Annotated in this window: 15 protein-coding genes; all 15 read left to right on the top strand. The window is 46.9% G+C overall.

Annotated elements, in window-relative coordinates:
- Positions 1-102: 102 nt before the first annotated feature.
- Positions 103-993 (top strand): ABC transporter permease, encoded by an 891-nt coding sequence (locus RAC89_RS00435; protein ID WP_306616005.1) that lies wholly within the window; start codon positions 103-105, stop codon positions 991-993.
- A gap of 11 nt (positions 994-1,004) precedes the next feature.
- A complete protein-coding gene (locus RAC89_RS00430; RefSeq protein WP_306611082.1) occupies positions 1,005-1,898 on the top strand; it encodes a carbohydrate ABC transporter permease in 894 nt (297 codons plus the stop codon).
- 44 nt (positions 1,899-1,942) lie between these two features.
- Positions 1,943-3,607, top strand: a complete 1,665-nt coding sequence (locus RAC89_RS00425; protein ID WP_306611081.1) for an ABC transporter substrate-binding protein — start codon at positions 1,943-1,945, stop codon at positions 3,605-3,607.
- Positions 3,608-3,692: 85 nt separating this feature from the next.
- Entirely contained in the window at positions 3,693-4,691 is a 999-nt protein-coding gene (locus RAC89_RS00420) for a hydroxyacid dehydrogenase (RefSeq protein WP_306611080.1), read from the top strand.
- Between the two features lie 15 nt (positions 4,692-4,706).
- Entirely contained in the window at positions 4,707-5,768 is a 1,062-nt protein-coding gene (locus RAC89_RS00415; protein WP_306611079.1) for a Gfo/Idh/MocA family protein, read from the top strand.
- The gene (locus RAC89_RS00410; RefSeq protein WP_306611078.1) at positions 5,758-6,753 is read left to right on the top strand and encodes a hydroxyacid dehydrogenase; all 996 of its coding nucleotides are present in this window, start codon (positions 5,758-5,760) and stop codon (positions 6,751-6,753) included. Before RAC89_RS00415 ends, RAC89_RS00410 begins: the two co-directional genes overlap by 11 nt.
- Complete coding sequence (locus RAC89_RS00405) at positions 6,753-7,784, top strand: zinc-dependent alcohol dehydrogenase (protein WP_306611077.1); 1,032 nt, start codon at positions 6,753-6,755, stop codon at positions 7,782-7,784. The genes RAC89_RS00410 and RAC89_RS00405 overlap by 1 nt, the downstream gene beginning before the upstream one ends.
- Before the next feature lie 216 nt (positions 7,785-8,000).
- Positions 8,001-8,246, top strand: coding sequence for a hypothetical protein (locus RAC89_RS00400; protein WP_306611076.1), 246 nt, complete (start codon positions 8,001-8,003; stop codon positions 8,244-8,246).
- Positions 8,247-8,980: 734 nt separating this feature from the next.
- Entirely contained in the window at positions 8,981-9,721 is a 741-nt protein-coding gene (locus RAC89_RS00395; protein ID WP_306611075.1) for a Fic family protein, read from the top strand.
- Positions 9,722-9,861: 140 nt separating this feature from the next.
- Positions 9,862-10,095, top strand: coding sequence for a hypothetical protein (locus RAC89_RS00390; RefSeq protein ID WP_306611074.1), 234 nt, complete (start codon positions 9,862-9,864; stop codon positions 10,093-10,095).
- Positions 10,092-10,487 carry a type II toxin-antitoxin system VapC family toxin gene (locus tag RAC89_RS00385; RefSeq protein WP_306611073.1) on the top strand — a complete coding sequence of 132 codons (396 nt, stop codon included), beginning with the start codon at positions 10,092-10,094 and terminating at the stop codon, positions 10,485-10,487. Before RAC89_RS00390 ends, RAC89_RS00385 begins: the two co-directional genes overlap by 4 nt.
- Before the next feature lie 101 nt (positions 10,488-10,588).
- Positions 10,589-10,843: a hypothetical protein gene (locus RAC89_RS00380; protein ID WP_306611072.1), complete on the top strand. Its 255-nt coding sequence runs from the start codon at positions 10,589-10,591 to the stop codon at positions 10,841-10,843.
- 959 nt (positions 10,844-11,802) lie between these two features.
- Positions 11,803-12,450 (top strand): hypothetical protein, encoded by a 648-nt coding sequence (locus RAC89_RS00375; RefSeq protein ID WP_306611071.1) that lies wholly within the window; start codon positions 11,803-11,805, stop codon positions 12,448-12,450.
- Between the two features lie 14 nt (positions 12,451-12,464).
- On the top strand, positions 12,465-13,976 hold the full coding sequence (locus RAC89_RS00370; protein ID WP_306611070.1) for a dynamin family protein: 1,512 nt from the start codon (positions 12,465-12,467) through the stop codon (positions 13,974-13,976).
- The gene (locus tag RAC89_RS00365) at positions 13,963-15,090 is read left to right on the top strand and encodes a P-loop NTPase family protein (RefSeq protein ID WP_306611069.1); all 1,128 of its coding nucleotides are present in this window, start codon (positions 13,963-13,965) and stop codon (positions 15,088-15,090) included. Before RAC89_RS00370 ends, RAC89_RS00365 begins: the two co-directional genes overlap by 14 nt.
- The last annotated feature ends 3 nt before the right edge of the window (positions 15,091-15,093 follow it).

Genomic DNA, 15,093 nt, shown 5'->3' with positions numbered 1-15,093 from the left:
ATAGTTCTATTACCGTAGGAGGTGGTTAAAGTGGAAACGGCAAGTGCGAAGCAAAGCTCCTCCTCGATTCGTCTCAGCAAATCCAAACAGCTGCTACGGGGCATGCGGAAGGTTTGGCAGTTGTATTTACTTATGTTGCTTCCGTTCGCTTATATCATCATATTTAAATACTTTCCGATGTACGGTGCTCAAATTGCGTTCAAGAACTTTGTCGCAAACAAAGGGATCTGGGGGAGCAGTTGGGTCGGCTTCGATCATTTTGTCCGCTTCTTTGAATCCTACGAGTTCTGGAACATTATGTGGAATACGATGGCTCTAAGCTTTTACCAGCTGGCTGCGGGCTTTCCGTTTCCGATCCTGCTTGCCCTGAGCTTGAATTATGTGATGCATGAAAAATTTAAGAAGACGGTTCAAATGGTGACTTATGCACCGCATTTTATTTCTGTGGTTGTCATGGTCGGCATCATCTTTCAAGTGCTTGATCCGAGAATCGGCATTATTAATGAAATCGTAAAATGGTTCGGGATGGATCCGATCAACTGGATGGGGGAGGCCTCCTACTTCCGCAGTATTTATGTATGGTCAGGAGTCTGGCAGAATGTTGGCTTCAGCTGCATTATTTATTTGGCTGCCCTCGCCAGCATCGATCCTTCACTTCATGAGGCTGCCGTCGTAGACGGGGCATCAAAGCTTCGAAGAATGTGGCATATCGACCTTCCGGGGATTCTTCCCATCGCCATTATCCTGCTTATTCTGGATGTAGGACGTATGCTTGAGATCGGCTTTGAGAAAGCATTCCTCATGCAGAACCCGCTCAATTTAAGAACGTCTGAAATCGTGGATACTTACGTTTATAAGGTCGGTTTGGCCTCTAACATAGTCAATTTCTCGTATTCGTCCGCCATCGGGCTCTTTAAGAACGTCATTAATCTGATCCTATTGATTTCCGTGAATAGACTTGCCAAAAAAATCGGCCAAAGCAGTCTGTGGTAGGAGGACCCCCTATGAGTCCTAACATAAGAGAAGCTACCGGCGACAAAATTTTCAACATCGTCAACTATGTGATGTTATCGCTTTTTTTTATTGCTGTCCTATATCCGCTTATCTATATTATCAGTGCGTCCTTCAGCTCAACGGAGGCGGTCATTTCCGGAAGGGTATGGCTGTGGCCGGTAGAACCGGGCCTTAAAGGGTACGAGGCTGTATTTAGTAATAAGGCCATATGGAGCGGATTTGCCAACTCGCTGTTTTACACTGTGGTAGGAACCATCGTCAACGTCGTATTGACTCTGATGGCAGCCTACCCGCTGGCCCGGAAAGATTTTATCGGAAGAAACCTGATCATGTTCATCTTTGTCTTCACGATCATGTTCTCCGGCGGACTGATCCCCAATTATATGCTAGTTAAGGATTTAGGTCTGCTCGATACGAGATGGGCAATGATTATACCGTCGGCTCTTAGTGTGTTTAATGTGATTATCACAAGAACGTACTTCCAGACGAATATTCCGAATGAAATGCTGGAGGCCGCCCAGGTGGACGGTTCAACCGACTGGCAGTTCCTGACGCGAATCGTTCTGCCGCTCTCCGGTCCGATCGTGGCCGTCATTTCCCTGTTTTACGCCGTCAATCATTGGAATTCATATTTCAGCGCCCTGTTATATTTGAAGGATCGGGATTTATATCCGCTGCAGCTGGTGCTGCGCAGTATCCTCATCCAAAATCAGATCGATCCCAGCATGGTGATGAGTGAAGAGGATCTCGTTGCAAGACAAGGCTTGGCGGATCTGCTTAAATACTCGCTAATTGTTGTCGCCACTGTCCCGGTATTGATCATTTATCCGTTTGTGCAAAAGCATTTTGTGAAAGGAGTGATGATCGGTTCGATTAAAGGCTAGAGCAAGGGTCATGTCGTGGAAATTATCTCAGGGGAGGTTAAGACATGCGCAAAAGGCTGGCATTGGTATGGACCATTGTCTTCTGTTTCTCGCTTTTGCTGTCGGCTTGCTCGTCGGATCCCGGTGAAACGGCCAAGGAAGGAGAGAGCAAAGAAACTCCGAATGCAACCAAAGTGAATCCGCCCGGCCAATATCCCATTGTGAACGAGAAAGTGAAACTGAAGGTGCTTGTCCGAGGCAATAGTCTGGTGGAAAATTTCAACACGAACGGCTATACCAAATGGCTTGAGAATAAAACCAACGTACAGGTGGAATGGATTGTTACGGATGAGAAGAACTATTTGGAGCAGCTGAACCTGGCTCTCTCCAGCGGAGACCTGCCGGATGTCATCATGAACATGGGGATCTCGCCCGAACAGCAGATGGTTTACGGTGAACAGGGTGTATTTGTATCCTTTACCGAGCTGATTGACAAATATGGACCGAATACGAAAAAAATATTCCAGGAAATGCCCGAAGTTAAGGATGCCATTACAGCTCCCGGCAATAAAATCTACAGCTTGCCGTACGTCAACGAGTGCTACCACTGCTCGATGAACTTCAAGATGTATGTTTATAAGCCATGGCTCGATAAGCTCGGGTTGAAGGAGCCTACCACACTGGATGAATACTACCAGATGCTGAAGGCGTTCAAAGAGAAGGATCCGAACGGCAACGGGAAGGCGGATGAGATTCCTCTCGTCGGTGCTACCGGATCAAGAACATTGATCGACCCGTTCATTATGAACTCTTTCATTTATGATGACGGTATGAAACGAATGATTGTCAACAACGACAAAATTGATGTTGTATATAACAAGCCTGAATGGAAGGAGGGCTTGAAGTACTTAAATAAGCTTTATAAGGAAGGTCTCATTGCCCCTCAATCTTTTACTCAGGACGACGCGGGTCTGAAAAAAATCGCCGAGAATCCCGATATCGCCATCGCCGGCGCCATGCCTGCGCATTCGCCCTCCACGATTACGATCGTTGAGGGACCGAGCGGAAGATGGCTGGAATACCAGCCTATCGCGCCGCTCAAGGGGCCTTCCGGCAAGCAGACTTCGTTCTGGAATCCGTATGATAAGATCCGTACGGGTAACTTTATTATGACGAACGCCAATAAATATCCGGAAGTTACGATGCGCTGGGCCGATACGATGTACGAGTTCGAAGCCAACCTCTACTCCAACTTCGGGGTGGAAAACTCCGCCTGGTCTAAGCCACAGCCGGGAGACCTGGGAAGGGACGGACAGCCTGCAAAGTACCGTCTGCTCATTCCATTCGGCCGGGTGCAGAATGAAGGCTGGGCGCAATACGGCCTGAATTACCGGACGGATAAGGATTGGTATGCCGGTCAGGCGGTACTGAAGCTGCCGGATAAGGAGAAGATGTACTACGAGATTACAAAGAAGAACTACGAGCCGTTTATTCCGGGCATCAAGACGCTCGTGCCTCCGCTCTTCTTCCCGCCAAGCGATTCGCAGGTACTCGCCGAGCTGGATAAAACGATCAACGATTACGTAAAAACGATGATAGCCCGCTTTGTGACAGGAGACGCCGATATCGACAAGGAATGGAACAATTATGTCAGCACCCTGGATAAAATGAACATCAAAAAATATCTCGAAATTTATCAGAAGGCTTATGATGCTAAGCTGAAAAAATAGATCCGGTACCTAGCAGAGTGAATGGGGTAGATGCCTGCTTTAGGTCTACCCCCTGTATGATTCCAACCGAAGGAGATGGAACCTTGTGCGTAATATTTTGGTTCAGATTCCCAATCATCAGCTCAGTGCTTTTCTTACGGAGGAAACCAAGACGGCACTGCAGACGCTGGGTCATGTGGAATGGAACCCTTACGACCGGCCCTTTAGCAAAGAAGAGCTTGCGGAGAAAGTGAAGGAGGCGCATGTCGTCATCACGACGTGGAGAACCTGTCCTCTGGATGATGAGATTCTGGAGCAGGCGAACCGGCTGGAGCTGGTAGCGCACATGGCCGGATCGATTCGACCGGTGCTGCCGACCACGATGGTCTTTGAGAAAGGCATCCGTGTGCTGAACAGCAACTATGCCATTGCCGTATCCGTCAGTGAATCGGTGCTGGCGCTTATTCTGGCACTCGGTCATAACATTCTTCCTGTCCATCAAATCATGTCCAGCGGCGGTAATGCCAAAATAGCGTCGATGGAAACCTATGAGCTGCGGGGAAAAACGGTCGGCTTGGTCGGGCTCGGCATGGTGGCGCGTGAGGTGATTAAGCTGCTGCGGCCATTCGGCGTGAAGATGCTTGGCTACGATCCTTTCTTTGCAGAGGAGATGGCTGCAGATCTGAGCGTTAAGCTTTGTCCACTCCACGAGCTGCTGTCACAATCCGATATTGTCTCGCTTCATGCGCCGAAGGTGCCGGAAACGTACCATATGATTGGAAAGGCGGAGCTATCGCTGATCCGTGATGGCGCCATGCTGATTAATACGGCTCGGGGCGATCTGATCGACGAAGACGCGCTGCTTAGCGAGCTGCGAACGAAGCGCTTCAAGGCAGGCCTGGACGTATTCACGGTGGAGCCGCTTGCTGTCGACAGCGAATTCAGGCAGCTGGATAATGTGATCGCAAGACCGCATCTCGCCGGGGTGAATCCGGACTCTCGTCTCCGCATCGGAAAGCTGATGGTAGAAGAAATCAGGCGCTTCTATGCGGGTGAGTCCCTTGCCTTCGAAGTGAAGCGGGAGCAGCTGGCTATTATGACCTAAGATGGGGGGATCACGATGTACCGGAAGCTGCGATTGGCTGTTGTCGGGTTAGGACGTGTTTCCAAATCCCACTTACCCGCGATCCGAGAGCTGAGCAATAAGATCGAGCTCAGAGCCCTCGTGTCGCGTGATGCGGAGAAGCTGAAGAAAGAGGCCGCTCAATGGGAAGGCGTTGCAACTTATACATCCTATGAGGAGGCGCTTCAGGATCGTGATATCGATGCCTTCCTGCTGCTGCTTCCTCACGATTTGCATGCAAATTATACCGTTCGTGCCTTACAGCATGGAAAGCACGTGCTTGTCGAGAAGCCGATGGCCATGAACCTACAGGAAGCAAGGGTTATGGTCACCACAGCGGAGCAGAACGGGGCTGCGCTGATGGTAGGACAAAGCCGCCGTTTCTTCCAGCCTGTGATGGACTCTGTCCGCCGCATTCGTTCTAAGGAAATCGGTGACCTGATCAATATCAACGCACTGCTGTTGGCTCACATGGATCAACCGGCTGCAGACTGGTGGAAGGACGAAACGAAGATCGGCGGCTTCATTATTCCTCTGTGGGGAAGCCATATCCTGGATTATATCCTTTGGGCATATAACCGAACACCCGTTTCCGTTTATGCCCAGGGACATTCGAATAATCCGAACTGGAGCGGAGAAGACGAGGTGGCTATCTCTTTGAGCTTCGGTCAAGGCCGAATGGCCAATATCTTACTATCCTTTAACGCGGGCAGCCGTCCCACGGACGAGGAAGGCTTGACAGGGAAACGGATCTGGTCCACGCAAAACAGCATCTATGACCGCTATCTGATCGGGCAGAACGGCATGCTGCATCTGAAGGATGAATACGAGCTGGAGCTGAATGGCGAGAAGGTCGCCGCTTGTGAAAGATCGAACAGCAATTTCACTTGGCAGCTTGAAGAGTTCGCAGGCGCGATTAGGGAGGGCCGCGAACCGCTGGCATCCGGCCGGGAAATCCTGAGAGTGATGCGTGTCATCGACGGCTGCTTCGAGTCGATGCGTACTGGTAAAGTCGTTTCCATTCATGATGATCGGGAGGAATCAACTGATGAAGCCTAAAGCTTTAGTGCTTTCCCCAAAGTCCCGCCTGGATGAGGTTTGCTCCGACCTATGCCGGAAGCAGCTCAATGACTATTTTGAAACAACGTGGAATGAAACCGGTCGGGATTATACGAAAGAGGAGCTCGCAGGGCTGATCGTTGATGCCGAGGTGGTCATCACAAGCTGGGGCTCTCCGGGGATTACAGATGAAATTCTGGAGAAGGCCGTGAAGCTGCGAGCCGTAGGACATGCGGCGGGAACCGTGAAGCATCTGGTGCCGAAGCAAATCTTTGAACGGGGCGTTAGAGTATTCTCGGCAGCGCCTCGTATCGCATCAAGCGTAGGCGAATATTGTCTCGGTGCACTGCTCGCCTCGTTACGTCATATGAGCAGCCTCGACCGCTCCATAAGGGAAGGCGAGTGGAGACCGCAGGGATGGAAGGGCAGAGAGCTCGCTGGAAGCACCGTCGGGATCGTATCCGCCAGCTCGACGGCACGCGCTTTCCTCAAGCTTTTGGCTCCGTTCCAGGTGAACGTCCTGCTTTATGATCCTTTCCTCACAGAGGAAGCGGCAGCCAGGCTTCAAGTGAAGCGCGCAACACTTGAGGAAGTAATGCAATGTCCGATAATATCTCTTCACGCTCCGAAGCTGCCCGCAACGGAACGAATGCTGACACGAGAGCTGCTGTCTTTGATTCCCGACGGCGCCGTTGTAATTAATTCCTCCAGGTCGAGTGTTATGGATGCGGAAGCCTTCTTGGAGCAGTTACAAACCGGCCGATTCTTAGCGGCGCTGGATGTTTTCGAGACGGAGCCGTTACCTGCAGATAGTCCGATCCGATCCTTGCCTAACGTACTGCTGACTCCTCATATTGCGGGAGCATCCGTTCAAGGCCATCTGGCTCTGATGGAAGCCGTCGTGGGAGATATCATCCGCAGCATGGAAGGCAAGAACAGCCAAGGCTATGAGGTAACCGAGAGAATGTGGGAGGTAATGGCTTAATGGTAAGGAAAATGTCAGTTCCGCCAATGGAATTGGTTGATTACGATGGACCCGGAACCCAAATGTGCGCTGTAATGGACGCGATTGGAGAAATCAGCGTAAAACGTGCTTTGATTCCCGAGCCAAAGGAAGGCGAGGTTCGGGTCAAGGTCAAATGGGTGGGAATATGCGGGAGCGACGTTGAGGTGTTTCGAGGCGCGCGGGAGCCGGAGTTTATTACGTATCCAACCCGTCTCGGCCACGAGGTCGCCGGTATCATCGACAAGGTCGGACCGAATGTGATCGGGGTAAAAGAGGGAGATCATGTCGCATTGCGATATGTATGGGGCGCTTTTGCCGAGTATGTGTGCTGCAGCCCCTTCTCCGTCAAAGTGCTTCCTAAAGACCTGCCGCTCATCGAAGGCTCACTCATTGAGGTGCTTCCGGGAATTCTTCACGCAGCGGAGCTTGGTGACATTTCACCGCATAAGAATGTCCTTATCACCGGGCAGGGAGTCAGCGGTCTGGTCATGACACAGGTGATCAGCTTGTTCAGCCCCCGTAATCTGGTCGTCACCGATCTATTTGATGAGAAATTGGCTCTGGCACGCAAATACGGAGCGACGCATACCTATAAAATCCCGCATGAGCACGTCAATACCATGGACATCGTAGGCAAGGATTTTCCTGACGGCTTTGATGTAGTGATCCCTTGCTTACTTGAAGGGGCAGGAATGGTGGATGCCATTCATGCGGCGGCTCAGAACGGCAGAATTGTCATGTACGGCTGCATTGGCACCTGCCATAAGCCAGTTGACTTTTTTAAAGTACATAAGAAACGGCTAGATATCCTGTCAACGGAACCGAAAAGAGATATCGATAATCGTCGTTATTTCGAGGAAGGACTGAGACTTGTGCTTGACGGTCTCGTTAACACGGAAGAGATGATCACACATATCGTGCCGCTGGCCGAGGTAGATCGCGCTTTCCAATTACGCAACGAGCACAAGGGAGATACAATCCATGTCATGATCGATTGCGAAAGCAAATAGTGCGTGGAGCAAAAGGTACAGTCTCTAAATGGAGGCTGTACCTTTTTTGTCGAATCATTAGTGCACCAACCATTGCTATGGTTAATGAAACAGGTGAACGGGATGAAATAAAAAAACAGAAATTTACAACACCATTTCAAAATTTCACTTCATTGTAAAGGTATCTGCCTTCCCTTATGATGGAAATGTAAACGATTTCCGGAGGTGAAGGAATCAATGACTGAAATCTATGCGAGAGCTGAAAGAGCACCTACTCATTCAAAGCGGTCAACCATTACATTATTCAAGCTGAAAGATTTGGTAACCATTTACCTTATGGTAGGCATTCCTTACCTTCTTTTCGCGGTATTCGTGGCGGGGGGGCTCCGCTTGGCGAGGAGCGAGCTCGGCGGGCTCAAGGTTACTATGACGATTCCGCTGAAAGGAGGCGAGCCATCATTGACGACGAGCCGATCATCGTAGACGGCTTGTACGAACTTGGAGCTGACGATTTATAAAGCCTATTCCGCTGTGGAAGCGCTCGAGACCAGGCTAAAGGCTGATATATACCTGACTTTATAATTAGGTTACATAATATATATTCTGTTTTGGACTTTTGCAAGTTATCGTGACGGTGACATAATTATCGTGCCGTCCCCGGGAGTTATGGGATGCGTCCTTGGAGGTTATTGTTACCAACTGGTATTCACATTAATCCCTTGTTGGCTTTGACTTTTTACAATGAAATGTTGATACTTTGTATATATGAATTCATCGGTGGGATCGTCATGTTCCGAGTTCAAAACGTGGATACCTATTGGGTAAAAAAGGGTCATGAAGTATGGTAATCTAGTTTGATAGCGGTGATTTAGTCAGGTTGAACTTCTTGAGGCGATCGTAATTTACCCGAGCATTGAAGAGCTAAAGATCATTTTGGAGAGGGCAGGAGAATCTGCTCGGGCTGAAGCCAAAAAGGCTGGGGCTTCCATTTATTATATGCTGGATGGCAAAGGTATACATGAATCGGCATCTGGTGAGAAGTTCGAAATCACTTATGATGAATCTGGAAACAGGGAAGAAACATTATTGTACGAATGACTGGACGATTATTGGTTATCAATCCGGCCTATTAGATGATTCTGACATACAATTTCTTGACTCTAGCTTGTTCCAAATTGTGTTATAATGGTAACACTATGGTCAGGGGATGAAGAATAATGAATTTCGAGAAGATCGATAAACTAAAGTTAGAGCTTGATTCACTTCGACCTCTGCCACCCGCCGCTGTGAGAAATTTGGATGAGATCTACCTCGTTGAGTGGACATACAATTCAAATGCAATTGAAGGAAACACGCTGACCTTACTAGAAACAAAAGTGGTCTTAGAAGATGGACTAACCATAGGTGGCAAAAAGCTACGGGAGCATTTTGAAGTTATCAATCACGCAGAGGCTATTCATTACGTTAAGGATATCATTGACCGAAACATTGAATTATCTGAATACGTCATTAAGTCCATACACCAACTCGTCCTAAAAAATATTGATAACGAAAATGCAGGCCGTTATCGAATGATCAATATTGGAATTTCAGGTTCACAACACACTCCACCTAACTTTGCTATAGTTCCTGAGAAAATGGAACAATTGATCCAATGGTATCAACTTAATAAGAATATTTTACATCCCGTTGAACTAGCGGCGCGGCTCCATTTCCAGTTTGTCTATATTCACCCTTTCACAGATGGTAACGGACGAACTGCTCGATTATTAATGAACTTACTATTAATGTGCTTCGGATACCCTCCAGCAATTGTCAAAGCTGAGAACGGAATTCGTATAAAGTATTACGAAACATTTGAAGAAGCCAGTGTACAAGATCATTTGAATCCATTCATTAACTTGATTACAGAATGTGTTGAGGATAGTTTACAGAGATATATTTCCTCGGTTAAATGAAACTGTGAGGGAGACGTCGAAGCAGACCCCAGACTGTCCGAGGGCACAGAAAAATCATTTATACGAAATAGGTACAGTTATTGAAAAACCAAGAAGTATGTTATAATTAATAAAAAAAGCACTTATTCGGAGGGATACACATGATCCCCAAAAAAATCGATCAACAAACAACTATTGCCATTAAATCTATTCTTGAAAAATTAAATATACAACATACTCGGGTATTGTTTGATCTTGAGAAGCAAACGGTTGAAACCCAAGATGAGGACTACTCCATAGACGACTTACTTGAGGCAGCTGGTACACTTTCTCCTGAAAGGGGCAAGGAGCTCCTTGACCAAGTAAGCAGGTCGCGTGAGGAATGGGATACATGAGTAGGGGATATTTATTAGATACAAATATTGCAATTGCAATACTTATAAACGATGAAAAAGTTATCGAGTTTGCTAAGCAAACCTCCCGAGATAAAACCCCAATTTACTTCTCGACAATTACAGTATGTGAAGTTTTTGCCGGGCTTAGGCCGGAAGAACAACTTCGAGCAGAAAAGCTCTTTTCAACGAAAAGATGTTTAGAAGTTTCTTCTGAAGTAGCGAGATTAGCTGGTTCCATCCGCAGGGACCAGAACAGCAAGGGTAGAAAGTTAAAAACTCCAGACGCCCTTATTATCGCAACAGCTAGTGTTCATGAACTTATCTTAGTATCAAGAGATACGGATATGAATTTTATTCAAAATGAACTCGAAATTTCTTTAATTAAAATATAAATGTTTGCTCGAGCCGTAACTTTGAGAAGTTAACGGCTTTTTGCTTTGAAACGTATGTAAAAAAATTACATTACATTTTGTTTACATTACGGAGGAGTTAGATGATTGAACTACAACATCAACTTGAAAAGGCGCTAAATGAAATAGAAGCCCTTAAGCAAGAAAATCAACTGCTAAAATTACAATTATCAAAATATGAACCACAAGAAGAAAAATCAGAAATATATGAAAATAAGATTGCTGAGACGACAAACGTTGTTGAAGTTACTCCAAAACCTTCAATGATACGTCCTTGGAGGTTATTGTTGATTGGTATTCACATTAATCCAAGATTGGCTTTGACTTATTACAATTAAATGTTGATACTTTATACAAATGAATTCATCCGAGGGATCGTAATGTTCCGTGTTCAAAAATGGGATAATAGCTTGGGAGTGCGACAAGATTATCATCACGAATCGCAGAAACTTCTAGAGGCGATCGTTACGTACCCGAGCATTGAAGAGCTAAAAATCATTTTGGAGAGGGCAGGACAATCTCCTCAAGCTGAAGCCCAAAAGGCCAGGGCTCCATTTATTATATAATGGATGGCAAACGTATTCGCGAATCGGCATCCGGTGAGAAGTTCGAAAACATATGTGATGAACATGGAAACAGGAAGAAACATTTTTATACGAATGAACCCGATCATTGGCTTATGATGGATCGAAAAATCAAAACACTGACATACAGTTTCTTGACTTCAGCTTGTTCCAAATTGTGTTATAGTGGTAACACTATGGTCAGGGGATGAGGAATAAAGAATTTCGAGAAAATCGATAAACTAAAGTTAGAGCTTGATTCACTTCGACCTTTGCCACCCGCTGCTGTTAGAAATTTGGATGAGATCTACCTAGTTGAGTGGACATGTAATTCAAATGATATCGAAGGAAACACGCTGACATTAATGAACCTGTGAATAAGACTCCCAGATTGGTCTGGGGGTCTTATTTCACAACAAACCTGATCCTGTTGGAAGCCAAACAGGCCGGAGCTTCTATTTATTCTACTACCCAGAACATATATTCTGTGACAATATACTGTCAAAATAATATGTTTTACTTAATTTAATAGCTCCTTCGGACGATCTAACCGATTGATATTACGCGAAAAATGTCAAATTTAGATTGTTCAATTTGTGTCGTATATATTATAATTAGCTTTACTAGGAAATTTGTACTATAGAGCGACACAATTTCTTGAAAATTATCGTGTCTGCTATATACGAAATAAATTCAAAATGTGAGGTTGGACGATGACTGTGTTAGAGACAGCAGTGAAGGATGCAGATCCGCAAACAGAATTAGAGAAAACAGTAGGTCGCTTTCACGAAATCAATATTTTGCTTAACTCGAATATGCAGGATGTTCTTTTTTGCGCTCAGAACTCAACGGCAATGACACAAGAACTGATGGAGAAGCTCCAGCAAATCTACAATGATTCAATTGAAAGGCTGACTGCCGAAGGGAAGGACTTGTCTAAGCAACTCCAATTGCTGGAGAAGGCTGCTCTGTCCGAGATGGCCAGAGTGGAGAACAACTCCAATAAACAAGCCTTCAAATATCATGAGTCCCTATTAGAGGCCAGTAAACAGTTGATAGAGAAATGCCAATCGATAGAAAATCAATTGACCAAACAAGAGGAACAGCTAAAGCAAGGCATCGAGCTCGTCTTGACTGACAGCATGAAGAAGCACAATGAAGTAATTTCGCGTTTGCATGCCTCCATCGAATCCCATGGCAAGAAGACAACAGAGCAGCAGGCAAAGCTAGCGGGGTTAATGAACCAAACGATGGCGCAGCTTGGGTTATACGAAAACGCAGCAAAGAGCCGGGCGGACGAACAAACGAAGCTGCTAAGGAAAAGCCAGCGCAAATGGATGATCGCGTTAATTCTACTCATAATCCTCGGATACTTTGTCTAAGGAGTACATCACGCATGAAACCAACGTTGTTATTCACAGGGCATGATGTCCTTTTCAAAGACAGTCAGGGCAACCACTCCTTATCTCCTTATTATTTTGATGGAGCTGCCGAAATGCTTGTTGGCAATCAAGTGAGCAAGGCGCTAGATCTGTACCCCATGTCAATCCGCAACATATTTGATGAAGAGGGGCCTGACACCACCGACGCGTACCTGCGGGCGCTGCAGCGACATATTGCGAATGCTTTCGCGGCAAAGGATTATAACGTTCAAATTGACTCGCAGCTCCCATGGTTACTCCCTTGCGTCAAGCGGAGTATACCGGGTCATACGACCCAATTAAGCCACTGCAGAACAAGAAATAAGCTGTCCGAGCCATGGGATAAGGACGTCCGCGACGCCCTATCTACCGTTATAGCTGTAACCTTGGTTCAATCCGGTAAAGTGAATCCGCATCTGTACGATAAGCTCAAAAGAATAGTGCAGCTTCGCGTTGATTTTCATCTGCTAGAGCTCATGGATCTGGGGGAGACAACGGTTCGCATGAAGCTTGTAGATTCGAAAGGCAATGTACAAACGGTAAATGAGCGGGTTGGAGAGGAGATACAAGCGCTGAAGCGGCTAGTTGAGCTTTACCGAAAGCCGTCGGTCAGCAATGCTGAGATCATGAAAGCACTGTACGGCATGTCGGATGAGCATTATAAAGTGACCTTCATCAGCCCGTTTTCCTACGGGAAATCAACGCTGATTAACAGTCTTCTCGGCGAGAAACTGCTAAAAATGGACATTCGCGCGGAAACGGCCATCGTTACCAAGGTGGTTAGCGCCGATATCAATCGACTCTACGTTAAATACAACGAGAATCGGATTGAACGGTATACATTCGATACATACGAGGAATTGAAGGAGAAACTGGCCGGTCTAACCAGCGTACGCGGCGGAGAGATTCCGCAGGAGGTACAAATTTGCCATACGCTTGGCCGGCTGCCCTGCATTTCCCTGATTGATGCACCCGGCTTGAATTCAAGACATAGCGATCATAATGAGAAGGCTCTAGACGCTTTCCGCATCAGCGATCTTGTCTTTTTCTTAATCAATCCGGGCCATATCGGGGAAGCGAACTTTTCCCGTCAAATTAAGGAATTTCTCAGTGCGATCCAAAGCGACGGCTTGAAGAAGCGGTACGGCTTCATCCTTTCCAAGCTTGATCTATACGTAGACGATTATGATGTGATCAAGAACGAGCTGGAAATCGTATTGAAAACGATGGATCCCTCCCATATGGAGGATCGCATATTTTTCGTTTCCGGCTATTTCGGGCTCATCGGCAAAATGCTGCTGGAAGGAAGGATGGAACTGTCCGAGGTTCGGAAATCACATGGAGTGTATGTGATCGATGAGGATGATATTATATCGGGACGCGCGCTTGAGCAGTACCATGCAAAGGATCTTCTAAAGTTTAGCCAAATCGAGCGATTGGAGCAGTTTATCCAAGGAAGAGGTGAAATCGCCCGTGCTTCAAGCTAACGCCATCTGGGTGGTCGAGAGCAAGAAACAACTGGACGTACTGAACATCTTAAGGCCTAAGCTGCGTTACAGAACAGCGGTTACCATGTCAGAATGCGATGTGAGAACGCTGCCTGATTACGATATGGTGCTTTTTCTGCTGACTCCGACACAGATCGGCAACGTCTTCTTTGTCGAGGCGATTCAGGAAGTGCTGAAGGTCCGAAGGAACGCCAAGACATTATTCTTCGCGATCGACGATTGCTACCGGCTAGAGGAACGGGAACTTGTGAAGGTGGTTCTCGAGCTGAAGGCATCCATACGGAATTTCATTTCCAACCCTGCGGTTTATACTGTCTCGACCTATTATGCGATGCTGCATGAGCAATACGAGAAGGGCGACATTACATTGGAGGATCTGAGACATAATCGTGATGTGCTCATTCCTCTATCCGATTCGGAGGTTTTGACGGGCCGTCAACTTATGAGTGAACATATTCAGGAGCTGCTGACGCTTAGCAAGCTAGACCAGCTTTATGCCCTCATCGAGCAATTCGGCAAAGGGCTGTATAGCGCAGGTATCGATACCGCTAAGCAGAACTGGCTTATCACCGGTCCCTCTCGTGCGGGGAAAAGCCTGCTTGCCTCCTTGCTGCAGTCCCATAGTGAGTTGGCGGACAGCATCCATTTTGCAGATGACACATCGGATCCGACCTCGGCAAGCAGCTATTATGACGGACTCATCCTTGTGCTTCCTCCTGAACTCCGTCAGTGCACCGAATATTTGGAGCAAATCGGCTCAACTTATGCCGGACTGAGAACGATCATCGTAATAAACAAATTCGACTCCTTCATGTATTTCGGCTGCGGCCGGACCAAGCTTCAGGAGGAGCTGCTGACGGGCTTACGCGGCTTAACGGGGGATCCGGTATATTTCGTATCCGCTTATTACTATGAGCAGTATGAGCAATGGAACAAGCAGAAAGTATCATATGAGGACATCATCGCTAACCCCGAGCTGGTTTTAATGGACTCCATGGAATTCCCTGTCTCCAAACAGAAGCAGGGAGCTCAGTTGCCCGAGTTACTGCTTGACCAGTCCGGATTTCCTCAATTACTACAACACTGGGAGTGAATA

This window comes from Paenibacillus sp. GD4 (assembly GCF_030846225.1).
Lineage (GTDB): Bacteria > Bacillota > Bacilli > Paenibacillales > NBRC-103111 > Paenibacillus_G > Paenibacillus_G silviterrae.
This window is presented reverse-complemented; position numbering and strand designations above follow the sequence as displayed.